Here is a 25,693-nt window from a genome sequence, read left to right as displayed (position 1 = left end):
CCTTCTTTCGGACCGCCCGTCATCCCGCAGGTCCGGAATTCGTTTTTATCAGATCTTTTATTACCTCGCCGGCTAAAATCATTCCCGCTACCGGAGGCACAAAAGACACACTGGCCGGAACACCTCTCTCAATCTGACGGACCGGCTCCTCCTTGGAATACACAACCTTTACCCCGCTGATTCCCCGTTTTTTCAGTTCTCTGCGCATTACCTTCGCCAGAGGGCAAACAGAAGTCTTTTCAATCCGCTCCACTTCAAAGGCCGTCGGATCCAGCTTGTTTCCCGTTCCCATGGATGAGATCACCGGGATCCCTTCCCGCTCTGCCCGTACAATCAGTTCAATCTTGGCGCTTACGGTATCAATGGCATCCACAATGTAATCGTAATGAGTCAGGCTAAACTCTGTATCCGGAAGAAAAAAACATTTATGGGCTGTTACCCTCACTGCAGGATCCATATCCAGAATCCGCTCTTTCATAACTTCCACTTTGGCCCTGCCGATGGTGCTTTGGGAAGCGATCAGCTGTCGGTTGATGTTCGTAACATCAACCACATCCCGGTCGATTAGATCCAGGGCTCCGATTCCCGCTCTTGCCAGCGCTTCCGCCGTATAGCTTCCCACGCCGCCGATGCCGAAAACCGCCACTCTGCTGTTCCAGAGTTTTTCCAGGTTTTCTCTGCCGAGGATTAATTCTGTTCTTGAAAAGCGATCACTCATTCCGTTCTCCCATATACATGCCTACAATCCGGTAAATCAGCTCGCTGCTGTAACCAAGAGAAGAAAGCCTTCTCCCGATACGGCCGGCCAGTTTTTGATCCGCCGGCTTTCCTGCCGCAATTTTTTCCGCCTGCTTTTTTGCCCGTTCAAACTCCGTTTCCTCCGCTTCATAGTCCTCAAAGGCGATCTGAATCGTACTGTTCTCAACGCCCTTTTCCTCGAGCTCCCGTTTGACCCGGAACATTCCCTTTCCCTTTCCAAAGGCATAATCGAAATACTGCCTGCAGTATTCAAGATCATCCAGATACCGTAAATTCCGCAGGTGATCGATGATATCGTCGATTTCCGGTTCTTCAAATCCCTTTTGCCTGAGAAAATTCTTCATTTCTCCGCAAGTTCTGGGCCTTGACGCCAGATATCTGAGTGCTGTATCTTTAATATCCATATCCGCTCCCCGCTGCAGCCGCGACACATTTTTCTCCCAGCGCGGCTTTCAGCTCACAGATTCCTTCGATGCCTGTACAGTGTACCGGCATTACCAGATCCATATCCTCCGAAAGAATCTGCCCGATTACTTTTTTCCGCAGCGCCTTTTCCGCGTTGTACAGGTGCATTCCCGCAACCAACACCGCGATTCGCTCTCCACCAAACAGTTCCCTGGCATACCGAATCGCCGGGACAACTCCCCGGTGGCTGCAGCCGGAAAAAACGTACAAACCTTCTTCCTCCCGAATGATCAGAATCTGCTCATGATCCATGGGATCTGCCTCATACCTGCCATCCTCAAGCTTTCTGAAAAAGGTCTCCGTCGGCTCATATCCTTCCATTTTAGGAATCGTACCCGAAATAACAATCGTATCGGAGATTTGCGTCACACCGTCGGTTCTTACAATTCGCGGTTCCATCGCCTGGCGCTGTTCCTGCGTCCATCGGATACTGCACGGCTCCTTTTCCCACTCCCCATTTTGCTCCAGTCCGTAAGTTTCATGGAATGCATTTTTATGAATGTAGATCGGCGCGGTCTTGTTACAGTCACAGAAAGCAGGGACTCCTCCCGTATGATCATAATGCCCATGGCTGATAACCACGTCATCCACACGGCCCAAATCCACGCCCAGTTTTTCCGCGTTTTGAACAAAAAGTCCGGAAGCGCCTGTATCGAAAAGGAGCCTCCTTCCCTGTGTCTCAATATAAATAGACAGCCCATGTTCCGCAATACAGCCGGGTCCATCTGTTTTATTTTCCATCAGAAATCGAAATCGCATCCTCTTCCTCCTTTTTTTCGTCCGCGGATTTTTTATTTCCGGAAAAGCTAAGTCCAATTACGCCTGCAATGATTAAAACCGTACAGATAATATGATAGGCTCGCAGCGGCTCTCCCAAAACCAGCACACCGGCTACAATCGAAATCGCAGTCGATACATTCCCAAAAATTGTGGCTTTTACCGCCGCCATCTTGCTGAGAAGATAACTCATCAGCTGGGCGGACAGAAGGATGCACCCTACGCCCAGATAGGCCGTAGCGATAATAAACTCCGTGTGCTGAAACGGTTCAAAATAAGTATGCAGATTACCGCTGAAAATCGCATATACGAAAAAAGCAAAATTGAAAACCGCACAGCCGCCGATAATAATGGCCGCGGAAATTTCAATCGGTTTGTACTGGTCCCTTACATAACGCATAAACACATTGCTGACAGCCATGGATATACTGGACAAAATCAGAAGGATAATTCCGCTGATGTGGAACTCTACACTGGAACTGCCCAGAATGATCATGATGATTAGAGAGACAACACTGAGGCAGACAAAAACGTTCTGCCAGACAGTCGCTTTTTCTCCCAAAAAAACAGAGGCGATAATCTGCGCGATAATCGGAACAATGGCGAAAATGATCGAGCCCTCAATCGATGAAGAAAAGTACAGTCCGATTACCTGCAGTACCATAAAGCCCACATAAAATCCGGCGGTAAGAATCAGATTTTTTTTCGGCTTGCCTCTGAGATCCAGCCGGGCAATCCGCAGCGCAAGTAAAAGAAGCAGCGCCAAAAAAGCGAAATTATAGCGATGAACTAAAATCTGCAAACTGTTTGCCAAAGGCACGCAGGTCTTGATCCCCAGAAAGGAGAATCCCACTAAAACGGAAAAAAAGATAGCCGCGCTATAAGCTTTTATGTTAGTCTTCTTATCCATAACTCTCTCTTCTCTTTCATACAGCAGGAGCCTTTCACTCCTTTCTGAATGTCAAAATCCACAAATTCCACCTCATTACTTCGGAGAGTGGAGACGTCCTTCATTTTTTCATTAATCCCTTCCCCTGTAAACTTGACATAGGCTTCTTTCCTCGTCCAAATCTGAAAAAATCCTGCTTCTCCCATAGCTGTCGCATATTCCTGTTCGTCCGGGGTGAAATACCGTCCGGCAATCTGTTCTCTCCGGCATTTGCGCATATACTGAATATCGACCCCTACTGGATCCCGGTCTATCAAGCAGACCCACAGCCGCCCCGTGTGGCTGACTGAGAATTCAACCGGAACTTCTTTAAAGTAAGGCTTTCCTCGCTCTGTCCTCAAGATAATCGGAGAGACCGTGCCTATATTCATGCGTTCTTCCCGAATATACCATTCTGCGCAGCGCCGAACAAGGGCTTCTGTACGTTTGCGACCTTCCGGTCCTCCCTGATATTGATCATATATATACAGATACATTTTCTTTTACTCCAAAAAATAGCGGAACCTGACAGTTCCGCTTTTTCTGTTTCTGCTCAGGCGTTTTATCGTTTTGAATCCGCCATTCTTTTCAAAATTCTCTGATAACCATCCGCTCCATAAACCAAACATTTGTTAATTCGGCTGATGGTTGCAGTCGACGCATTTGTCAGATCCTCAATTTCCGTATAAGTCTTTTTTTCCGAGAGCAGTTTCGCGACCTGAAGCCTCTGTGCAATGGCATGGATCTCATTAATTGTGCAGATATCTTCAAAAAAACGGTAACAGTCTTCTTCATCTTTCAGCAGCAGAATTGCTTCAAACAGCTCGTCAATGTCGGCGCGCTTGAACTTTGATTCATAGGCCATAAAACAGCTCCTTTCCTGTTATACGAAAGCACATTGTACTAAATATTATATCATCGGCGCCACACAGCGTCAACCGGATTTGCTTTCACACCCTAAAGCGCTATCGCAGAGCTTCCGCGCGCAATTATTTTTTCTTTAACAATTCTTTCGCCTTTTCGAGCTGCTTATCTGTCTTGCCGTTTTCGCTGTTTTTCACAGTATAATCAGGCTTTACACCCTTCCCGTTAATTTGGTTTCCTTTTGGCGAGAAGTACTGCATCGTCGTAATTTTCAGCGCGCTTCCGTCTGTCAATTCCCCTGTAGTCTGAACGATTCCTTTCCCAAAGGTCGTCGTTCCCACCAGAGGGTTCTCCCCATCGTCCTTAACCGCCGCGGCCAGAATCTCCGATGTACTGGCCGTATTCTCATTTACCAACAGTACATATGGAAGCTCGGTCGCGTTTTTATCTGAGGTAATATACTGTTTCTCACCTTTCTGATCCTGCAAATACGTAATAGTACCCTTCCCCAGAAGTTCGTCAGCAATATCAACTCCCGCGTCTACGATTCCCCCGCCGTTTTCACGGAGATCAATTACAAATCCCTTTACCTTTTTCTCTTCCATCTTCTTCAATTCTTCAGAAAACTCTTCCGCCGTATGTTCTTCGAAAGAAGAAATTTCAATGTACCCGATATTATCTTCCAACATCTTGCTCTTCACGGTATCGTTGATGATCGTCTCTCTGGTCATTGTTGCCGTTTTCTGTTTTCCGTCTCTCTCATAGGTTACTGTTACTTTCGTGCCCGCCTTTCCCTTTACCGCGGCGCTAACCGCGTCCATATTGTCATAAGTCTTACCATTTACAGCTAAAATGAGATCTCCCGCTTTCAGTCCGGCCTTGTCCGCTGGCGTGCCGTCAATCGTGCTGACAATTACAAATTCACCATTATCATTTGTGGAGAAGGTAATTCCGATTCCGTCAAATTCACCCAGCGTCGCATCTGTCCAGGACTGATACTCTTCTTTTGTCATATAGGCAGAATAAGGATCCCCCAGTCCCGCAATCAGTCCTTTGTACATACCGGTCTCCAGGTCTTCTTCATTCGGCTTTTTATAGAAATTATCCGTAACTTCATTATACAGCTGATTCAGTTTTGAGTAACGCTGATCAAGCTGCTGGTAGTAAGAATATTCCTTTTTCGATAATTTCACTGTACCGCCGACAATTCCGTTTTCAATCAGCAGTATTCCTCCCATGGTCGCTGACATCCCAACAAAAAAGGCGATCGCCAAAACCAAAACAAAACTTTTTTTGCGGATCGTCACGATCCCATTTCCCTTTTCCCCATGCATGTTCGTTCCTCCCAACCGCTGCTAAGCGTTTTTTGCGCTTATTATAAATATGTATTATATCACAGCTTCTACTGTAAATTGTACTTTTTTATTTCCCTTCCATTCCTGAAAATCGACGGTACCCGTCAAATCTACCGGTTCCTCTCCGTAAAGAACCGTCCGCAGTTCCTCCGCGCGGTTAAAGAGCACGCATTCAACCTGCGCTCCATCCCTGCAGTCCGCAAAAAATCGGATGTGCCTTCCATCTCCCATTGGCCGCTGCCCGCTAATCCGCGTTTTTTCCAAAAGAAAGCGGGGTTTTGGATTTTTACTTCCGAAAGGCCCCATTCGATCCAGCGCTTCCGCAAGCTCCAGGGTTATGTGGGAACCTTCCAACTTCATATCCGCTTCAATCCCCTGGGAGAAAAGCTGGGGATTCTCGTCCAGCATCCTTTCCATATCCTCTTCTAACACGGCTTCCAATTGGGGAAGATTTTCTTTCGGCATTGAGAACCCACAGGCGCCCTCATGTCCCCCGAACCGTGAAAACAATTCTTCATGAGACTTCAGAACTTCATAAAGATGAACGCCCTTTATACTCCGCCCGGTTCCTTTCAATTCTTCTCCTGATGGTGTCACAAGAATCGCCGGTCTTTCATATCGCTCCTTCAGCTTTCCAGCTACAATACCAGCTACGCCTTCATGAACATCCTCCGTGTATACAACCAGGAACTTTCTATCCTGCAGATGACAGTCGATGATTTGGCAACACTTCTTAAAAGCCTCTTCCTGCAGACTTTTTCGCCGGTGATTATAGGAAACGAGCTGTTCCACATGCCGCCGAATCCGCTTCGGTTCCTTTTCCAGCAGCAGACGTACCGCTACTTTCGCATCTTCAATACGCCCTGCCGCGTTAAGATGAGGCGCGATGCCGAAAGCGATCTGATCCGCCCGTATCGTCTCTCTATGCAGAGAAATTCCCTCGATCAGCCCGTTAAGGCCCGGACGTACTCCGCTGGCAATAATGTGAAGCCCATGTTTCACCAGAGTCCGGTTCTCATCCAGCAAAGGAACCACATCTGCGATCGTCCCTGCCGCCACCAGATCCAGCACCCGGTTGATTGCCGCTCTCGGCAAATCTGCCCGCCTCTGAATGGCCTGGACCAGTTTGAACGCGACTCCGCAACCTGCCAGTTCACGAAACGGATATCTGCAGTCCTGCCGTTTTGGATTGATCAGCAAACAGTCAGCCTGTACATCCGTGATGCTGTGATGATCGGTAACCAAGACCTCCATCCCCAGTTTTTTTGCCAACTCAACTTCCTCGTAGGATACACTTCCGCAGTCCACAGTCAACAGGACCTCCGCGCCGTTTTCAAAAATGTTCCGAATCGCCCCGGAATTCAACCCATACCCTTCGTCAAATCGAGAAGGGATATAATATTCGATCTTCTGAGTTAAAGCTCCCAAAAACTCCATGAGAATGCTGACAGAAGTAATCCCGTCAGCATCATAATCCCCATATATACAAATTTTTTTTCCTCCGTGAATTGCCCGTAATAGTAAATCCACCCCTGCCTCCATATCAGGAAGCAGGAATGGATCGTATGTCTTCTGTGGTTTATCCGATAAAAATTCGTTTATTTCCGCTTCACCGCGGATCCCCCGTTTCGCAAGCAATTCAACGATAATCGGGTTTATTTGGTTCATCTGCAGCTCCTATTTTAAGTATGGCCATGGGCTAGTATTGTTTCCATGGCTGTTCCCGCCCTTTCTCACTTCAAAATGACAGTGATTTCCGGTAGAGCTTCCCGTACTTCCAACTCTGGCGATCTTTTGTCCTTTGGAAACTCTGGCTCCATAGCTTACTACAAGACTGCTGTTATGTCCGTAAAGAGTATACAGGCTATTTCCATGGCTAATAATAACCGCGTTTCCGTAACTTCCCAGCCAGCCGGAATAAATAACCTTGCCATCATCTGCCGCTAGTACGGATGTTCCATAGGGCGCGGCCATATCAATCCCGGAATGCAGCTCTCTGCCATGGAACGGACAGTTTCTCCATCCATAGTCGCTGGAAATGTATGTATATCCCGGTACCGGCCAGGTGAAACGGGCGCTTGAGCTTGAATTACTGCTGTCTTTATCGCTATCTTTATCCTTCTTATTGTTTCCAGAGGAATTCGACTCTTCGGAACCGGAATTTTCATTTTTCGCTTCCTGTTTTTCCTTCTTGGCCTGTTCCCGCTTTTCCTTTGCTTCTTCCGCCGCAATAATCGCTTCTATTCGATCTGCTTCCGCATTCAAATCCGCAATATTATCTTCCAATGCCTCATTGCTGGCTACCACATTTGCTTTTTTCTCGGAAACTTCATTCTTACTTGCCGTCAACTCTGCCTGCTTGTCCGCCTGCTGCTTTTTTTGAGTTTCAAGCTGAGAATTCAGCTCTTCCAAAGTTTCTTTCTTTTCTTCAATTAACTTATAATCATCTTCTAGATCCGTAAGAACATCCTGGTCGCTGACATAAACTTTTTTCAGCATATCTACGTTGCTGAGGAATTCTGAAATGCTACCGGATCCAAGAAGTACGTCCAGGAACCCAATGCTCCCATTTTTATACATAGTCCGCAGTCGAGAATTAAGATTATCATTTTGATCATCGACATTTTCCTGTGCTTCTTCCAGCTCTGCCTCTGCCTCTGTAACCTTAGTCTGAGTTTCCGCAATATCCTCATTTATAGAAGCGAGTTCGTTTTCTGCCGCTCCTATAGCTACTTCCAGATTTTCGATTTCCTTGGAAAGTTCCTGTTCTTCATCCTGCCCTTCCTCCAAGGCCGCTTCATTTTGCTTGATCTCATCACTGATTTCCGTCAGGCTCTTGGCATAGACAGAACCTGTACTGCAGACCAATGTAAAAATCAACAAAAAAGCGGTCAGCAACGTAATTTTTTTCTTCTTCATAGTTCGCCTCCTTTATGCATCCAGGAATTTTCTCATGGAAATAATACTTCCGCAGGACCCGATGCTGACTCCCAGAGCAGCAAAGATCCAAATCAGATTTCGAATCAAGAATTCAACCGGGACCATTGGTGTGGACAGCATTACAAAAACCTCCTGCCCAATCAAATCCACAATTTCTTTATATACAAGCCCGGCAATTGCCACCGATATACCAGCGGAAATCAGCCCGATCATAATTCCCTCCGCCAGAAACGGTCCTCGTATGAACCAGTTCGTCGCGCCTACATATTTCATGATGCTGATCTCCCTGGCCCTATTAAAAACGGTAAGTTTAATGGTATTGGAAACTACAACCACCGATACAATAATTAAAAATACCATAATAACAATTGCCGCCAATTGGACAAACCTGGTAGCGCTCATCAGCTTGTCCACGGTTTCTTTATAGTACTTGACATCTTCTATTCCCGACAGGGAGGATGCGGTTTTTGCCACATCATCAGCAGCTTCAAGACTGTTGATTTTTATAATAATTGAGTTCGGCAGAGGATTTTCTACCAGAGAATCCAGCAGATACCCGCTCTCACCCCATCGCGCCTTTAACTCACTCAAAGCTTCATCCTTTGTTCGGTAGGTTACGGATTCCACTCCAGGCTCCTGCTGCAGAGACGCAATCATAGTATCCGCCTGCTCCTTTGTCGTCGTATCTAGCAGAAATACTTCGATCGAATCATAATCCTGGCGGATCATCGCTGCCGCGGTATTGATATTGATAACAATCACGAAAAACAGTCCGAGAATCAACAGCATGGCAGTAATCGCGAAAACAGACGCCATAGTCATAGCCCGATTTCGAACCAGCTGTACAAAAGCCTGTTTCAGGGTGTAAAAAAAACGTCTAATCATTGCTCGCTGTCCCCCGTTTTCCACTGCTGAGCTGCCGTCTATGCTGAAGCGTGTCCATTGTTACCTCCATATTCGCCAGTGCTTCCTCAAATCCATATGTTCCGATATCATCTCTTATGATCCTGCCCTTTTCAATGGCAATCACCCGTTTGTTCATTTTATCCACAATGTCTTTCGCGTGAGTTACCATCAAAATTGTCGTGCCCCGCTGATTAATCAGCTCTAGAATCTGCATGATTTCCCAGGCAGTCTCCGGATCCAGATTTCCAGTCGGCTCATCAGCAATTAATATTTTCGGATTGTTTGCCATAGCCCGCGCGATTGCTACTCTCTGCTGTTCGCCTGCAGAAAGCTCGCTGGGGTATTTTTTCGCCTTGGTTCCGATTCCCACCAATTCCAGAAGCTGAGGAACCTGCCGCTTGATGATTTTTCGTTTCTGATGGACAATCTCCATCGCGAACGCTACATTTTCAAAGACCGTCTTTTTCGGCAGAAGCCGGAAATCCTGAAAGACAATCCCAACGTCTCTTCTCAGCTTCGGAATCTGCCGATTGGAAAAGCGGGTCACATCCTCGCCTCTGACCTTAATCGTCCCTTTATCCGCATCAATTTCCTTCAGCATCAGCCGGACAAATGTCGTCTTCCCCGCTCCGCTGGGGCCTACCAGAAAGACAAATTCGCCCCTGTCTATTCGAATGCTTACATCGTCAAGCCCTATATTTGTTTTATAATGCTTTGTCACATGATCGAAAACAATCATTCCGTTGCCCAAGCCCCTTTCAGTCTGCCAAGTATAACTTTTTTAAGTTTACTATAAATCTGTTTATTTTTCAAATATTTCTCGGCATTATTCTCCAAAGTGTTACAATATTATCATTTTCACGTGAAAATTATGTGAAGCTGTGCCAGTTCTTCGTTTTCATTTTCCTTTTTTTGACATTCTTATTGTAAATCATTTTACATTTTTTGTCAATCATTTTACAAAAAAAAAGAAGCCTTCACCGACTTCTTTTTTAGCCTCTCTCTATATACCTCACCATTTCTCTGGATCGCCTCTATTCCTCGTATTGGATCCTCAATTCGATTTCATCCGGAAGCTGCGTGAGTTTTGTTTCTGCTACTTTCAGCGGGTAGGTCAGTACTTGAGCCAGCGCTTTTCCTTTCTCCGGATCCTTGAAATCCGCATACACCACCAGATTTGTCTTCCCGTCCTGTTCTTCCAACTTCATCTTATCAATATCCACTTCAAATCCGGAGGTCGGCTTTTCCCCTCTGGTTACGACGACATAGACTTTATCTTCCACAACGCAGGCCAGAGCGCGCTCCAGAGTTCTGTATTCCGGAATCACCTGGCTTGAAATATCCTGAGGTATCTGATTTTCACTCAATATTTTAAATTCCACTGTTTTATCACCTTTGAACAGAGTTGCGGCAAACAATGCCGCGGCAGCAATGACCGCCACGATCACTGCGACGAGGATTATCCTTTTTTTCCCGGGCTTCTTCAGCTTTTTCTCTTTCTTTTTTTCTTTCTCTCCCAAAATAAAAACTCCCTTCCCTCTAGTCTTTAATTAAAACTATTCAGAAAGGGAGCCTGTTATTCCTGTTTTCTATTCCTCTGTACGATCCCAAGAAAATTCTGAGGACTCATCACTCGTATTACCGGATTCTTCTGAATTTTCCTGCGCTTCAGACCGGGACATCAGGCTCCGCGCGATTTTATCAAACTCCGCGGCGAATTTTTCCTGATCGCTGGTTCCACTCCAGCAGATAACCTGCACATAGTAATCCTCAATTTCCACGCAGTAGATCACATACGCGCTTTCCTCCCCGTCCACCTTGCCGGTAATTTCTGTTTTGAAAGCATCGTGATCCCCCAGGCGAAGTTCTTCGGTCTCTCCCGTTTCGTCTTTATCAATATGATCCTGCATGTTTTTTACTACCAGCTCATGATACCCGGACAGCTCATCCGCAAAATTGTACCGATATTCACTGATCAGCGCAATATAGGCTTCGTCATCCTTGCCAATCGCTATGGAAGCGTCTTCAATATCCAATATTTTTGACGCGTTTTTCCAGGTATCGTCCGCTGTGAGCTGAAACAGCTCATCACTGCTTTTGAAGACTTTTTCTTGTGCCGCCGACTCTGTCGTCTCCTTCGCGGACCGTTCTTCCGGCTTATCGCTCCGAGAAGTCTGACAAGCCGTAAGCGTCAGACTCAGAACAATGGCCAGAAGTAGATATAAAAACGATCGTTTCATACGATATTCTCCTTCTTTTCCTACTACAGACTTTTAGCCGCGGAAACAATATCTGACGCGGTCATATTATACTTTGCCTTCAATTCTTCCGGCTTTCCGGATTCCCCAAAAGTATCCTGCTGCCCGACAAACGCTAACTTTGCGGGAGCTTTCGCGCAGACAACTTCCGCGACCGCGCTTCCCAGGCCTCCGATTATGGAATGTTCCTCCGCTGTCACGATTTTTCCCGTTTCCCGGGCCGCTTTTATGATAATCTCTTGATCAATCGGTTTGATGGTATGGATATCGATTACGCGGGCGTCAATGCCTTCTCCCGCGAGAGTTTCCGCCGCCAGCACCGCTTCGTTCACCATAATTCCTGTGGCAATAATCGTCAAATCGCTTCCCTCGCGCACACAGTTTCCTTTCCCCAGCGTAATGTCGGCGTTTTCCTCGTAAAATACCGGAACCGCCGCCCGCCCCAGTCTTATGTAGCACGGTCCGTCCATAGCCACTGCCTGTTCCAGCAGAATTCCCGCCGATACGCCGTCTGACGGATTAATCACAGTCATTCCCGGAATCGTACGCATCAGGGCAATGTCCTCAAAGGTCTGATGGCTGGCTCCGTCTTCTCCTACGGTAATCCCCGCGTGGGTCGCGCAGATTTTCACATTGGCGTGGGTATAGCCGATGGAATTGCGGATAATTTCAAAAGCCCGTCCTGCCGCGAACATAGCGAAGGTGCTGGCGCACACAATTTTACCCGACAGCGCCAGGCCTGTGGCCGCTCCGTACAGATTCTGCTCCGCGATTCCCATATTAAAGAAACGCTCCGGATAAACCTTTTTAAATTCCGCCGTCTTTGTGGAACCGGAAAGATCCGCGTCCATTACCACCAGATTGTCATATTTTCCGCCAAGCTCTTTCAGTTTTTCTCCGTAAGCCTGTCTTGTCGCCATTTTTTCCGCCATTACCATTCACCTCCCAGTTCTTCCACTGCCTGTCTTGTCTGTTCCTCATCCGGAGCCTTACCGTGCCAGCCTGCCTGATCTTCCATAAAGGATACGCCTTTTCCTTTATGGGTTTTCGCCAGGATCACCGTCGGTTTTCCCTTACATGCTCTGGCCTGATCAAAGGCATCGAAGATCTGCGCGAAGTCATGGCCGTCAATGGAGATCACATTCCATCCAAAGGCGCGGAACTTTTCGTCAACAGGAGTAACGGTCATGACATCCTCGTTTTTTCCGTCAATCTGCAGACCGTTCCAGTCCACAATAGCGGTAAGATTGTCCAAATTGTAGTGAGCCGCCGACATTGCCGCTTCCCATACGAGTCCTTCCTGCAGTTCCCCGTCTCCCAGCAGGACATAAATCCTCCCCGGGTTCTGATCCAGTTTATTAGCCATCGCCATGCCGCCCGCCACGGAAAAGCCTTGTCCCAGAGAACCGGTGGACATTTCAATGCCGGGAACCTTTTTCATATTCGGATGTCCCTGAAACGGACTTCCCAGTTTTCTCAACTGTAAAATGTCCTCCTTCGGGAAATATCCCCGTTCGGCAAGAGCCGCGTACTGGGCCGGGGCCGCGTGCCCCTTTGATAAAATAAACTTGTCCCTTCCCTCCATCTTCGGGTTTTTGGGATCAATATTCATCTCCTTGAAATAAAGCGCGGTTACCAGATCGGCCGCGGAAAGAGAGCCGCCCGGGTGGCCGGAGCCTGCGTTATGTACTGCTTTGATAATTCCGGTACGGATATTGGCCGCCGTCCTTTCAAACTGTGTGTAATCCATATTTACCCTCCTGTGTATTCTATCTGTCAGGCAGTCGGCAGGAAAGCCGCCGGCCCTCCTGCCTTCTGCTGAAAAACTGTTTGAACGTAGTATCGGCGTATTTACTCAAATGAGTTTGTAATTCCCAAACTTACGCCTAATGCCTCATCTACATCCGGTAAACGGTCCTGGTTGATTGTGCCAATCCGTTCTTTTAACCGTTTCTTGTCAATTGTTCTGAGTTGTTCGAGCAATACTACTGAATTTTTACTGAGACCATTGCCGTCCGCTGCGATTTCCACATGGGTCGGCAGATTGGCTTTATTTTTCTGCGAGGTAACTGCAGCCACGATGATGGTCGGGCTGTATTTATTTCCTACATTATTCTGAACCACCAGGACAGGTCTTACCCCGCCCTGTTCGGAGCCGACTACCGGACTTAAATCTGCAAAATAAAGATCACCTTTCTTTACCAGCAAGTCCTTCACTCCTTATCTGTCTTTGTTTTACTTTCCAATGATGTTCTTAAAAGCAAGAGCCGTCATATTTGCCAGATCCAACGAAGTCATCCCGGTTTCCCCCAAGGACTCGGCGCACAGATCGCCGGCCATCCCATGGAGGAAGACTCCCGCTTTCGCGCAGGTTTCCGGGCTGTGGCCCTGACCCGCGAGGGCCGCGATAATGCCGGTCAGCACATCGCCGCTGCCGCCGGTTGCCATTCCCGGGTTTCCTGTAGTATTAATATATGAATTACCGTCCCGCGTTGCCACCAGGGTTTTGCTTCCCTTCAGCACGCATATGGCTCCCGAATGCCTCACCAGCAATTCCGCCACGCGGAGCCTGTCCGCTCCGCTGATGTCCTCTCCACAGTAACGCAGAAAGCGCGCCGCTTCTCCGGGATGAGGCGTCAGGATCACTTGCGCCTTTGTAGCTTTAAGGCTCTTTCCCAGGTCAAAACGACTGATGGCGTTAATTCCGTCGGCATCCAGCACAATGGTTTTATCATAGTTTTCCAAAATGCCGCGAATAAGCCCGGCGTTTGTTTCATCATCTCCTAACCCCGGTCCGACAGCGGCAGCATCACAGGCTGCCAGTTCCGGTAGAGAACGCTCCCTGGGAACACATGTGGCTTCCGGTACCCCCACCTGCAGAATGGAGTAAAGCTCCTCAGGAGCGGAAATCCGTACCAGTCCCGCTCCTGCCCGCAGCGCTCCCCGCGCGCACAGCACGGCCGCGCCCGCCATGCCGACAGAGCCCGCGATTACAAGAACTTTTCCACAGTCGCCTTTATGTATGTCCCTGGGACGTTCCTTAATTACAGTATTTACATATTCCCGTGTGATTAAACCTGGTTTTTTCATAAAGTTTTCCTCTTTCGCAAAACTTTTCTTTCTGTGCGGGATTATTATACCTTATTCCTGCTGTATGACGCAAGGGACATACGGGAGATTTTCCAGGCTTATTTCGCGCCCACAGAAAAAGCGCCGTTTTCACAGCGAAGTGCTGTCGGCGCTTTCTTTCTGATTCCGATTTTGCATATGCCCTGTCACCGCTCTTCCCCGATGACCAGCGCGACGATTCCAAGAGCCGCTACAAGGAAATTCCCAGCACCGCGGTTGCCATCAGCAGATAGACAAAAGAAGAAACCATATCGGTCAGAGACGAAATCATCGGCGTCGCCATAAGCGCCGGATCGATCCCCAGCCGTTTTGCCAGCATTGGCAGCATTCCGCCAATCAGCTTGGCGAATATGACAACTGCCATCATGGAAGCGCACACAGTAATAGCGATCTGCACACTTTCCCGATCAATCAGCATGATTTTGGCAAAATTAAAAGCGCTGAGAACAATTCCCAGAATAATGCTGACTCGGAATTCCTTCCAAAAAACTTTCAGCGTATCTTTCAGCTCAATATCCCCCAGAGAAAGGCCGCGGATAATCAGGGTCGCAGCCTGTGTTCCCGTATTTCCCCCGGTTCCCATCAGAAGCGGAAGGTAGAAGGTCAATGCCACCACCTGCTGCAGAGTTGCTTCAAACTGTTCAATAATGGAGCCGGTAATCATCAGGGAAACCGACAGCAAAATCAGCCATGGCAGACGGTTTTTCGCGTGGCGGAACACTCCCATGTCCAGGTACTCCGTATCCGATCCATCCATAACGCCCGCCATACGCTCAATATCTTCGGTTGTCTCCTCTTCAATAACGTCCAGAATATCATCGACGGTAATGATCCCTACCAGCCGATGCTCGCTGTCCACAACAGGAATCGCGAGAAATCCATATTTTTTAAACGCTTCGGAAACTTCTTCCTGATCGTCGTACACATTGACATATACATAATCTGTGCTCATCAGTTCCGAAACCTTCATATTGTCATCATGTATAACCAGAGAACGGAGGGATACAATGCCTTCCAGCTTTCTTCCTTCTTCTTTCACATAACAGGTATAAACGGTCTCGCTGTCCATGCCTTCTTTTTTAATATGGGCAAGAGCCTCTCCCACGGTCATGTTGTCCCGGAGGCTGATATAGTCCGGCGTCATCAGACTACCCGCGCTGTTTTCCGGATAATTGAGGAACGTGTTAATCAGACGCCGTTCCTCCTTTGTCGTCTTTTCCAGGATTTTGTCCACTACATTGGCCGGCAGTTCTTCCAAAACGTCGATTTTATCGTCAAAATCCAGTTCCTCTATAATGTAGCTGATTTCCCGCTCCGTAATGCCCGAAATAATATCCACCTGATCTTCGGACGGAAGATAAGAAAACACCTCCACGGAAACATCCTTCGGCAGCATGCGGAACATAATAATCGCGGCATCCACATCCAGTTCTTCCAAAATTTCCTCCAGGATCTCCGCGATATCAACTTCATTGTTTTTTAAAAGCAAATCTCTTGCTTTTACATATTCTTTCTCTTCCACCATGACGAGAATTTCCTGCATGATCTCGTCAAAACTCTTCACGGTTTCATTTTCCACTGCTCCGCCTCCCCTCTCAAAATCCTGCGTCACTTTCCGCCGCGTTCATTATATCGTATTTTTACAAACTGCCGCAACCTTCATTTTTCAGGTTTTTCAAAATCGTACGCGCGAAGGATTCCGCCCGTTTTTCAATCCCCTCGATTTCCAGAATTTCCTTGGGATTGTTGGCGGTTTCCAACAGTGAAAAATGCCCCGGAAGGCGGAATGTTTTATTCATATTCAGCGCGCTAATCAGCTGCTGTGCCACCAGATCCCCGCCGCTGTAGCCGGAAACAACGATTCCGAACAAGCACTTATCGTAAAATTTATGTGTCATCACCAGCGCGGTCAGCCGGTTGATAAAGGCGGCCAGATTCGCTCCCAGCGCGTCATTGTAATTTGGGCAGACCATGACCAGCGCGTCACAATCCAGTACGGCCGGGTAGACATCTTCTACAATCGGTCCTCCATAAAAACACTTTTCCTCTTCCGCGAAGTGCCTGCAGGTCTCATAAGGGCATCCCCGGCAGTCCATCACTTTCCCATTGCGGATGGAAATTTCCCGGATGTCGCACTCCCCCAGATGCTCCCGGACCATTTCCCAAAGAGACAAGCTGTTGGAAGTCTTATATTCGCTGGCATGCAGCATCAGAATCTTCGGCTGTTTCTTCGCCAGCGGCTTGAACTGGAGCATGTTATATACCAGCTGCCTTCCCGCGATCATATAGGCCCCCAGATTATCCACCTGGAAGTTCTGTGCCCGGATATTGAAATTTTTCAGGGAACGGGTTCCCTCTACAAGCGGCCTCCCCGGAAATGTACAGCCGGAACGGTTGGCGCTGAATACCAGCTCTCTGGAAACCGATTTGGTAAACAGCTCACTGTTTCCATCGATGATGACGCCGCCTACGCTTCCTTCAAAACAATCCCTTCTGAGCCGTATCAGCTTCAGCATGCTGTAATACTCAAGATTGATTCCTGATTCTCCCAGCGAAATCGAAAACAGAAGTTTTTTGCCTCGCAGATCCGTTTTTTCAAACTCTTCGGCCGTCACAATCTCCTCATAGGAATATCCTTTCAGGCTGGCGTCCAGAATCGCCTGCAAGCGCTCTGTCTTTCTGGTTTCACTGCAGAGCGGGTTGATTAAAACAAAATCTCCCATAAAAAACCTCCTACTGTTCTCCTCTGTCAGCGCAGCGCCCTCAGATGGCCGTACGCGGACTCAATCCTTTCATACAATTTTTGCGGAAGCGGCAGATCTTCCACTTCGATACCATAAGGTGTCCTGCGGTTTTTCACCCCAAGAAACGCCCCGCAGTCGCCCTTTCCAAAATAAACGGAACTGTAATGCCACTGACCTGACGCGGTCGCGAGTATGGAGAGGGCTCCGGAAGAAAGCGCCGGCGCGATATATGGCTTAAACCCAAGTTCCCGTGTTTTCAGGTTCGACTGCACCGCCAGTTTGGTCAGTTCCCTGGACAATTCGTCATCGTAGTTTTCCAGACTGTTGGCAAGAACCAGATCCTCCCCGTGGGGGCCAAAGGCCCTGCCTTCACTCAAATACTGCCGGAAACGTTCGTTTTTTTCCGCGAAGTAAATTCCCCTGCTGTTCATAACTCCCAGCCCGTACCCTTGCACTTGCTCCCGCTTTAATCCACATAAAAGCGCTGCCTTACACAGCGGATCTACCGGGTCGGAAACCACGGCAAACAGTCCCCGAAAATCCCTGGATACCGCCTTCTCCGCAAAAACTTCCACCAGCTGAGAATTGGCCTTCAGCTGGGCCATACGCACATCCTCCACCCGGCTTCCCACCGGAGGCACGCCTTTTGAAGCGCAAAACACAAAGATATCGCAGTCAAACAGGCGCTCGGGAGAAATGATTTCCACGCGCGGCATCCTCTCCCGCGCGAAAGGCGCCTGAATCTGACCCGCTTCCATTTCAAAGCGCAGAATGGACTTTTCATTCAGATCGCAGATTCCGATGGAAGACACTGCCTCCGTTCCCAAAAGACGCAGTCCGATCAGAAGCATCCCCCCTACGTCTCCCAGCGCCAGCAGGTTAACCCTCTTCTTTTTTCTCAGGGAAAAGGGATTTTCCCGCTGCGGCCGGATAAAAAAGCTGTCAGCCTTCCGGTTCATACATTCCGGAGACTCAAATAAGTTACTTAATCGTTTCCTGTTGTTTTTCATATAATGATATTCTCCAATCGAGTTAATCGTTCAATCCCGTTGAGCAGGTATCCGGAGGGAGCCAGATTCAAATCATAGTTCATATAGCTCCCCAGATCCGGGACTCTTGGTGAAATAACGGCTTCGGACAGTCTGCTTAAGGTCAGTTTTCTCCGGAACAGATTCTGATATTCTTCTTCCAGCGCCAGGAAAATATCTCTGGCGTTTTCAAGACATACCTTCGAGAACTCATAGACCGCGCTCCGCGGCGCATCCTCCAGAAAGGACGGCGCCGCGTACGGCAGAATCAGATTGATGGATGCCTGCAGGCTGGATTCGGTATCCTGCTCCCTCTTTACTCCGTCTCCGCCGATAAACGGATACAGGCTGGACTCTACAAACCAGCTGCGCAGGTTCGGCACAAAATAAGCGCTGTCCACTTCCCTTCCCTGAATGGTCATCAGATCTTTTCCTCTCCCTGACAAGAGACCCACGACCAGTTTGCTGACATTCACCTGGTTTTTCTTGAGAATCGGATCCAGCTCCTTCATCCGATATCCTTTGTGCAGCAGATCGTCCACCAAAATGACCGGACGCGCGAAAGATTTGATCGTCCGGATCTGATTCTCTATGGGTGAATAATACGGATACTCTTCGATACGAAAACCTCGCAGATCCGGATTAAATCGTTTTTCCGTATGGATCGTCTTTGTAACCGTATTGGGAACCGCCATACCCCGCAGGATCTTTCCGAAGGGAACGCACATGTACGGCCCCAGATTTCTTACTTTTGTCGGCTCACTGGGAACGCCGTTATCCCTGGTTACCATGTTGATGATCTTATGGTGCATCACACCTGAATTGAAAGACAGCACCAGATTGCCCGGGTACAGCTCCGTCAGCGCCAGCTGCAGCTTCCGGTACGCCTTGTCCATCGTTTCCAGGATCTTCTCGTTTTTGTTAAAGGGATCTTTCAGTACTGTATCCATGTTCTGGAACACGGTCAGCGGATTTCTCATATCCACTTCATAGATCCCGGTGCCTTTTCCGCTTATCTGAATTTCCCGGAACCCCTGCCTTTTCAGTACAGACAAAATTTCCTCATTTCCCGCGCTTTCTTCCGCGGAATGGTAAATCGCGTAGGTCGCGTCTTCTTCAATCACCTGGGAAAGGGTTTCCGTCAGAATGAGCTGAGCCGCGTCCCGGATTGCCGTCTCCGAGTCAACATAAAGACAACCGATGATTGTAATTCTTCCGGTCGCTTTTTCTCTCAGATAAGCCGCCAGATCCGCGTTCTGAAACTCGCCGTAAAGCTCCATGGAATTAATCTCTTTTACTGCCGCCAGCGCGCAGATCCGATCCTCTCTGCTTCCGTCACAGATGGCGGTGGTCCGCACTTCCGGCTGGTTGATATATTCTTTTATCCGGTAAAAATTATGCCCCTGCTTTCGGATTTCATGCTCCAAATCTCCCAGGATTCCGCTGCCTCTGTGCATCAGAGGCTCAAAGCGGAGCATTTTCGTCTGCATGATATGCTTGTACTGCGGTTCTCTGAGGTAGAGGCTGTTGTCATAAATATAGTTCTGCGCTACCGTATCGATCAAATTGGAAATGTCCCTGTTATAGTCGATGTTTTCACGAATTCTGGTAGAACTGATATCCTCCAGATGAACCGGCAGTGTCAGTTCTACGACCCGTCCGGAAATATTCTTGTAGGCTTCGGTCAGATCGTCCTTTTTTTCCTCCCCTACCGCCGCGCTTTCCCGCCGGAACACAATATGATTGAAGGTATGAATCGAGTTCTTTGACGGCGGCGCCTTGTAGGAAGAGGCATTGATAATAACGTCGCTTCCCACCACAATATACAGCTCCTTGTCTGGCAGCAGGCGGTATAGTTTTTCCAGGTCAGCAGGATTCGCGATATTAATCGGCTCATCGTCCGGAAACAGATAGACGTTTCCCTCATCCGCCACAGACATGGTGATGATTTTCTGCCGGATCAGTCTCGGCTGCGTCTTCTTGGACCAGGAAAATTCGTCCAGCGCCAGATAAACTTCAAACCCCAGATCCCGTATAGAAGTAACGATTCCCTTGTGGCTTAGAGAAAACGGATCAAAGGTCCCCGGGAAAAATGCCACCCGTTCCCGCTCCGGCAGACAGAATCCTCCGATTTCCAGGTTATATTCGGAAATAAACCGATAGATATGGTTGAGGGCAGCCGCGTTTGTAAAAAAGGTCAGTTCCTTTTCCTTCTGGTTGGAAATCAAGGTCAGCATCTTTTTATAAATCCGCTGAAAAATGTTATATTTCCGCTCCAGGCTCAAAAGCGGACTGCCGAAAATATGCTGCCCGATTACCATAAACGCCTCCTGGCTGACTGTTTCATTATAATTAGCCAGCCCCCTCAGCAGCATCCCCAGAAGCTGCTGCTTGCGGCGGTCGTAGTCCTCATCGGTCTGGGGAAAACGCTCTTGATATTCCGGAAAATGTTTAATCACTTCTCCTACCGTATCCAGGGTGACTGAAGCCACCTTATCATTTGTATTTTCCAACAGTTTGCGGAAGTCTCCCAGAAGTTCATCCAGTTCGTTGGGATGAAGGTATAGAGCGAGAATACCCAGGTATTCCGGTATATATTTGGAAAACTGATATTCCCCGATTTCCAGTCCTTTTGTCAATTCAATTACCAGCTCATTTCTCTGATCCAGAGGGAGCAGCCGAATAACTTCTAAAAGTCCGCGCCCTGCCTCATGTCTTACCGTAACTCTCTCGCTGACTTTAATCAGATTGGAAAAATGGGTAGCTACATGCAAAACTTCTTCCACATTTCCTCGCTTAATTTTATCCAAAAGGAACTCAATATTGACCGCTTTGATCACCCAGGGAGTATCTACTTTCAGATTTTCCAGGAAAATATCGGAATCGGTCTCCTCATCGCGATACAAAAGCGTTTCGTATTTTTCTTTTATATCCGGTTCATCCAACGTGTTCAGGGCTGACTTGATTTTATATTTCAGGAAAATCGCGCTTACGCCGAACTCCTCCCCAGGGATGTTGTTCATCAGACTTTCCGCCAGTTCTTTCAGCCACGTTCCGCCTTCCTGCCGCGCCATGTATTTTGTCAGCCGCAGCGCCCCGACTTTGATTTCCAAATCCTCCCGGAACGAGGTCTGATACGCGAATTCCATCAACATCTCCTGTTCTTCCCGCAGACAGAGTTCAAGAGGGATACTTAGGGCAGAATCCAGAAGGATAAAAGCCGCGCAGTCATCCACATATACATTCTTGAAAAAGGAGAGGTAGACTTCCAGATACTGCTTTTTCTCTGTCTTTCCGCAATTTTCCAGCACGGATCCCAGAACAATTTTCAGAGTGTAGCCGATCCAGCGTTTATGCTGATCCGTCACTTTATGATCCGGAAAAATGATCTTTTCCAGGTACCGTTTCCACAGGCCCGGGCTGTCCACTTCCTCCCGTGTCCGGCTGACCCCTTCCGGCAGCTCTTTACGGTATTCTTCATCATAATTTACGATAATCTTTCCCATGAGTGTCGCCGCCTGGCGCCGAATGTCGCCTTCTTTGTGAGCCAGCAGCTCATAAAGAAAATAAAGAGTCATTCCTTTCTGCTTCTGTGTCATGTAGGTACAGTATTCATCCAGAATGTTAATATAGGCTCGTACGTTCTTCCACTGCTTTTCGCTTCTGGCCGCTTCAATCAAATTTCCGAAGGCTGCCTCATTATTAAACTTGTTCATCAAATAGATATTATGTTCAATAGCCAGATATTTCAAGCGTTCCACGACCTCCTGCGGCTTCAGAAGCGCGTAATCTTTTTCCTCCGGCGTTCTCATGGCATCGCTGTCCAACTCCGTATGGATTCCCAGACTGAGCAAATAATCTTCAAAATCCTTCAGTTTCGCGTATACTTTCCGATAACGATGGGTTTTCGCCTCATCCACATTATCCAATTTGCCTAAAATTACGTCAAACGCTTCCGCCAGTGTATAAAAATGCACAATTTCCTCACCATTGCCGTTTCTGCTGCTCTTCACGCGAAAATCCGCATAAATCAGAATCAGCGATTCCACAGAAAGATTTTCCAGCTCCAGATCCCAGGTAGAATGATTACTGGCAATATGGGCAATCATAGGCATTCCATTGTTTTTCAGGAACTGATCCGTATAGTAATAATGCAGATATGGAATCCTTTTTGCTTCCGCGCCTTTGCAGCCGTATTTTCCGAGATCATGACCGGCCGCAGAGCCGGATACCAGCGCCAGATCCACAGGAACGCCGGCCCGTGACAGCTGTCTGGCAATATGCATCGCCACAAAATGCACGCCGCAGATATGACCCACTGTGTTGTACGGCGTAATCTCCTTTCCAATCCGCATAAATTCAATCAGATAATGACTTTTGCAGTATTCGACAAAATGCAGATATTCCTCCCTGCTCGGCTCCTCTTCAATTTCTTCCGGCGCCAGGAACTGCATGCTAAGCAGAGGAGAGAAGCCGTTCTTCTCCTCTTGATCCGCAAATATTGTCCGCAGGGTCTCCAGATAAAATAGTTTCCCCGCGGAAAACATCCCGGATCGTTCATCCCGCAAAAAATTGTCAGGAAACATCTCCGTGATTGTCTCTTTATAAATATAAGAAAGCCATCCGCCCTCCGGCACAGGAGATATCTGGCGCATCGTATCTTCCGCCTGTGCCAGGATCTCCCTGCAATCCGCTCTCTGTGTTTCCAGATTCTGCGCCTTCTCCTTCCAATTATTCTGGATAAGAAGGGCAAGCATCGCTTTTTTCGACAGCTTGATCCGTTTTAAGAATCCCTTTTCTGTCAGCCGTCTTTCCAGCTTTTTATATAATTTTACAGACGCTTTTTTCGTCAAGCGCTCCACCTCCCAGATTATTCACTCTTTTCTGTTGTTTCTTCTATTATCCTATTTTTTTACTCTTTTTACAAGGCTTTATTACACTGAAGGCAAAAAGTTAGTTAGAAGCCTTTTCCTGCAATAAGTCCCTGTTTTTTCAATACCCCTCTCATTATCTGGATGCTTTTCTCACTTTTGAATTGCATTGTTCACTTTTCAGAAAATTAAAACTTTCACTCTAGTTTCTGAATTATATTGACTACAATTTGACAAAGTGCTATATTTGAAAGTGTTAAAGGCTTTATATTTATTGCGAAAATATAAAAGAAAAAGAGGAGAAGATCAAATGTCAAATTACATCGAAACAGTAATTGAAAATTGCAAAAAGAACAACCCTGGCGAAGTAGAATTTCATCAGACTGTAGAAGAAGTTCTTCGTTCCCTGGAACCAGTAATTGAAAAGCACCCTGAATATCAGGAAGCTGCGATTCTGGAAAGACTGGTTGAGCCTGAAAGAGGAATCACTTTCAAGGTAACTTGGGTTGACGATGCTGGTAAAGTACAGGTTAACAAAGGTTACAGATACCAGTTCAACAGTGCAATCGGACCTTACAAAGGTGGTCTGAGATTCGCTCCAAACGTATATCCTGGAATCATCAAGTTCCTGGGATTCGAGCAGATCTTCAAGAACAGCCTGACTGGCCTGCCAATCGGCGGCGGTAAAGGTGGTGCGAACTTCGACCCGACTGGCAAATCCGACGCTGAAGTTATGCGTTTCTGCCAGGCTTTCATTACTGAATTATATAGACACATCGGACCTTCCACTGACGTTCCTGCTGGAGACCTGGGTGTTGGCGGAAGAGAAATCGGTTACATGTATGGACAGTACAAGAAAATCGTAAACAGATTCGAAGGAACTCTGACTGGTAAAGGTCTGTCCTGGGGCGGCCTGAACGGCAGAACAGAAGCTACTGGATATGGTATCGTTTACTATGCTCAGTGCATGCTGGAAGCAAACGGCGAAAAACTGGAAGGCAAGAAAGTTGCAATCTCCGGATTCGGTAATGTATCCTGGGGTACTGCACTGAAGCTGAACGAACTGGGTGCTAAAGTTATCACAATCTCCGGTCCGGACGGATACATCTACGATCCAGATGGCGTTTCCGGTGAAAAAGTTGATTACATGCTTGAACTGAGAGCTTCCGGAAAGAACATCTGCTCCCCGTACGCAGAAAAATATCCGAACGCTACATTCTATGCTGGCAAGAAGCCTTGGGAAGTTGACGCTGATCTGTACATCCCGTGCGCTACTCAGAATGAAATCAGAGAAGAAGATGCGAAATCTTTCGTAGAAAGAGGAGTTAAATTCGTTTGCGAAGGTTCCAACATGTCCTCCACAAACGAAGCGATCAAAATCATGCAGGACGGCGGAATCATCGTTGGACCGTCTAAGGCTGCTAACGCTGGCGGCGTAGCTTGCTCCTGCATCGAAATGGGACAGAATGCTGGCAAGACTGTATTCACTCCGGAACAGGTACATGCTCAGCTGAAAGACATCATGGTTGGTATCCATGACGCTTGTAAAGACGCTGCTGAAAAATATGGCTTCGGCTACAACCTGGTTGCTGGCGCGAACATCGCTGGATTCCTGAAAGTTGCTGACGCTATGATGGCTCAGGGCATCTGCTAAAAATAAGCTTATCGCTTACATAAACAGATTACTATTCAGAGACGCTTCGCTTTACGCGGGCGTCTCTTTTTTATGATTTCCCTTACAGACTATTCATATCCCCTCCCCCATTCCCACGCAAAACTTTAAAAGTGGAAAGGGTAGAAATCCCCTCCGCAAAATGGTATTATAATACTATAGGAATATTTCTATATGGAAAAGAAAGGAACAAAAAGATGTACGAAACGATTAAATATGAAGTAGAAAATAATATCGGGTATGTGACGATTAATCGCCCGAAAGCCATGAACGCGCTGAACACACAGGTTCTGGATGAGCTCCATACCGTATTTACAGAAATCGAATCAGACGACAACGTAAAGGCGGTCATCGTTACCGGGGAAGGTAAAGCATTTGTAGCTGGCGCGGACATCGCGCAGATGAAAGAGCTGACTGCTGTAGAAGGCAGAGCCATGATGACAAAGGGACACAATGTTATGAACCTGATGGAATCCATTGAAAAGCCTATTATCGCCGCGGTAAACGGTTTTGCTCTGGGCGGCGGCTGCGAGCTGGCTATGGCCTGCGATTTCCGAATCGCGTCGGAAAAGGCCAAATTCGGACAGCCGGAAGTAAACCTGGGTATCATCCCGGGATTCGGCGGAACACAGCGCCTGCCGAGACTTGTAGGAAAAGGTATGGGGAAATATCTGATTATGACTGCTGACATGATTGACGCCCAGGAAGCAGCCAGAATCGGACTTGTTGAAAAGGTAGTCGCTCCGGAAGAGCTGATGGACACCTGCAAAGCTCTGGCGGAAAAAATCATGTCTAAAGCGCCGCTTGCCATCGCCACCGCGAAAACCGTCATCAATAACGGATACAATCTGGATATGAAAACGGCCAGCGCGCTGGAAATCGAAGCCTTTACCGGTCCGTTCAGTTCAGAAGACAAAATTGAAGGAATGAGCGCGTTCCTGGAAAAAAGAGACGCCAACTTCCAGAAAAAATAAAATCGTACAATCCTGTTAAGGTT

Annotated in this window: 23 protein-coding genes; 2 read left to right on the top strand and 21 right to left on the bottom strand. The window is 47.6% G+C overall.

Going from position 1 to position 25,693, the window contains the following annotated elements:
- Positions 1-19: 19 nt before the first annotated feature.
- The 21 genes from H9L42_RS01075 to H9L42_RS00975 form a co-directional block, all read right to left on the bottom strand.
- Positions 20-718, bottom strand: a complete 699-nt coding sequence (locus tag H9L42_RS01075) for a tRNA threonylcarbamoyladenosine dehydratase (RefSeq protein WP_187301618.1) — start codon at positions 716-718, stop codon at positions 20-22.
- A complete protein-coding gene (locus H9L42_RS01070; protein ID WP_187301617.1) occupies positions 711-1,163 on the bottom strand; it encodes a regulatory protein RecX in 453 nt (150 codons plus the stop codon). The genes H9L42_RS01075 and H9L42_RS01070 overlap by 8 nt, the downstream gene beginning before the upstream one ends.
- Complete coding sequence (locus tag H9L42_RS01065) at positions 1,153-1,983, bottom strand: MBL fold metallo-hydrolase (protein ID WP_187301616.1); 831 nt, start codon at positions 1,981-1,983, stop codon at positions 1,153-1,155. Before H9L42_RS01065 ends, H9L42_RS01070 begins: the two co-directional genes overlap by 11 nt.
- On the bottom strand, positions 1,955-2,911 hold the full coding sequence (locus H9L42_RS01060) for a DMT family transporter (RefSeq protein WP_187301615.1): 957 nt from the start codon (positions 2,909-2,911) through the stop codon (positions 1,955-1,957). Before H9L42_RS01060 ends, H9L42_RS01065 begins: the two co-directional genes overlap by 29 nt.
- Entirely contained in the window at positions 2,890-3,426 is a 537-nt protein-coding gene (locus tag H9L42_RS01055; protein WP_187301614.1) for a 4'-phosphopantetheinyl transferase family protein, read from the bottom strand. Before H9L42_RS01055 ends, H9L42_RS01060 begins: the two co-directional genes overlap by 22 nt.
- A 65-nt stretch (positions 3,427-3,491) precedes the next feature.
- Positions 3,492-3,794 carry a YerC/YecD family TrpR-related protein gene (locus H9L42_RS01050; protein WP_187301613.1) on the bottom strand — a complete coding sequence of 101 codons (303 nt, stop codon included), beginning with the start codon at positions 3,792-3,794 and terminating at the stop codon, positions 3,492-3,494.
- Positions 3,795-3,918: 124 nt separating this feature from the next.
- Positions 3,919-5,127: a S41 family peptidase gene (locus H9L42_RS01045; protein ID WP_187301612.1), complete on the bottom strand. Its 1,209-nt coding sequence runs from the start codon at positions 5,125-5,127 to the stop codon at positions 3,919-3,921.
- Positions 5,128-5,181: 54 nt separating this feature from the next.
- Complete coding sequence (gene recJ, locus H9L42_RS01040; protein WP_187301611.1) at positions 5,182-6,816, bottom strand: single-stranded-DNA-specific exonuclease RecJ; 1,635 nt, start codon at positions 6,814-6,816, stop codon at positions 5,182-5,184.
- Between the two features lie 9 nt (positions 6,817-6,825).
- Positions 6,826-8,067: a murein hydrolase activator EnvC family protein gene (locus H9L42_RS01035; RefSeq protein WP_187301610.1), complete on the bottom strand. Its 1,242-nt coding sequence runs from the start codon at positions 8,065-8,067 to the stop codon at positions 6,826-6,828.
- A gap of 12 nt (positions 8,068-8,079) precedes the next feature.
- A complete protein-coding gene (gene ftsX, locus H9L42_RS01030; protein ID WP_207734887.1) occupies positions 8,080-8,973 on the bottom strand; it encodes a permease-like cell division protein FtsX in 894 nt (297 codons plus the stop codon).
- Entirely contained in the window at positions 8,966-9,733 is a 768-nt protein-coding gene (gene ftsE / locus H9L42_RS01025; protein ID WP_187301609.1) for a cell division ATP-binding protein FtsE, read from the bottom strand. Before ftsE ends, ftsX begins: the two co-directional genes overlap by 8 nt.
- Before the next feature lie 295 nt (positions 9,734-10,028).
- Entirely contained in the window at positions 10,029-10,514 is a 486-nt protein-coding gene (locus H9L42_RS01020; protein WP_187301608.1) for a protease complex subunit PrcB family protein, read from the bottom strand.
- A 69-nt stretch (positions 10,515-10,583) separates the two neighbouring features.
- Entirely contained in the window at positions 10,584-11,234 is a 651-nt protein-coding gene (locus tag H9L42_RS01015; RefSeq protein WP_187301607.1) for a hypothetical protein, read from the bottom strand.
- Between the two features lie 23 nt (positions 11,235-11,257).
- Complete coding sequence (locus H9L42_RS01010; protein WP_187301606.1) at positions 11,258-12,184, bottom strand: transketolase family protein; 927 nt, start codon at positions 12,182-12,184, stop codon at positions 11,258-11,260.
- The gene (locus tag H9L42_RS01005; RefSeq protein WP_187301605.1) at positions 12,184-13,002 is read right to left on the bottom strand and encodes a transketolase; all 819 of its coding nucleotides are present in this window, start codon (positions 13,000-13,002) and stop codon (positions 12,184-12,186) included. The genes H9L42_RS01010 and H9L42_RS01005 overlap by 1 nt, the downstream gene beginning before the upstream one ends.
- 101 nt (positions 13,003-13,103) lie before the next feature.
- Positions 13,104-13,460 (bottom strand): type II toxin-antitoxin system PemK/MazF family toxin, encoded by a 357-nt coding sequence (locus tag H9L42_RS01000; protein WP_187301604.1) that lies wholly within the window; start codon positions 13,458-13,460, stop codon positions 13,104-13,106.
- A 27-nt stretch (positions 13,461-13,487) separates the two neighbouring features.
- A complete protein-coding gene (locus tag H9L42_RS00995; protein ID WP_187301603.1) occupies positions 13,488-14,342 on the bottom strand; it encodes an NAD(P)H-hydrate dehydratase in 855 nt (284 codons plus the stop codon).
- A gap of 229 nt (positions 14,343-14,571) precedes the next feature.
- Positions 14,572-15,960: a magnesium transporter gene (mgtE, locus tag H9L42_RS00990; protein WP_346726253.1), complete on the bottom strand. Its 1,389-nt coding sequence runs from the start codon at positions 15,958-15,960 to the stop codon at positions 14,572-14,574.
- Between the two features lie 61 nt (positions 15,961-16,021).
- Positions 16,022-17,104, bottom strand: coding sequence for a flavodoxin family protein (locus tag H9L42_RS00985; protein WP_187301602.1), 1,083 nt, complete (start codon positions 17,102-17,104; stop codon positions 16,022-16,024).
- A 26-nt stretch (positions 17,105-17,130) separates the two neighbouring features.
- The gene (locus H9L42_RS00980) at positions 17,131-18,135 is read right to left on the bottom strand and encodes a Rossmann-fold NAD(P)-binding domain-containing protein (RefSeq protein WP_187301601.1); all 1,005 of its coding nucleotides are present in this window, start codon (positions 18,133-18,135) and stop codon (positions 17,131-17,133) included.
- A complete protein-coding gene (locus H9L42_RS00975; RefSeq protein ID WP_243235589.1) occupies positions 18,132-23,006 on the bottom strand; it encodes a nucleotidyl transferase family protein in 4,875 nt (1,624 codons plus the stop codon). The genes H9L42_RS00980 and H9L42_RS00975 overlap by 4 nt, the downstream gene beginning before the upstream one ends.
- A gap of 328 nt (positions 23,007-23,334) precedes the next feature.
- Here H9L42_RS00975 and gdhA point away from each other — a divergent pair, with 328 nt between their 5' ends.
- Entirely contained in the window at positions 23,335-24,678 is a 1,344-nt protein-coding gene (gene gdhA / locus H9L42_RS00970; protein WP_187301600.1) for an NADP-specific glutamate dehydrogenase, read from the top strand.
- A gap of 215 nt (positions 24,679-24,893) precedes the next feature.
- Complete coding sequence (locus H9L42_RS00965) at positions 24,894-25,670, top strand: enoyl-CoA hydratase-related protein (RefSeq protein ID WP_187301599.1); 777 nt, start codon at positions 24,894-24,896, stop codon at positions 25,668-25,670.
- The last annotated feature ends 23 nt before the right edge of the window (positions 25,671-25,693 follow it).

Source organism: Zhenpiania hominis (assembly GCF_014333425.1).
Lineage (GTDB): Bacteria > Bacillota > Clostridia > Peptostreptococcales > Anaerovoracaceae > Hominibacterium > Hominibacterium hominis.
The sequence above is the reverse complement of the archived record's forward strand: the minus strand, read 5'-3'. Positions and strand labels throughout refer to the sequence as shown.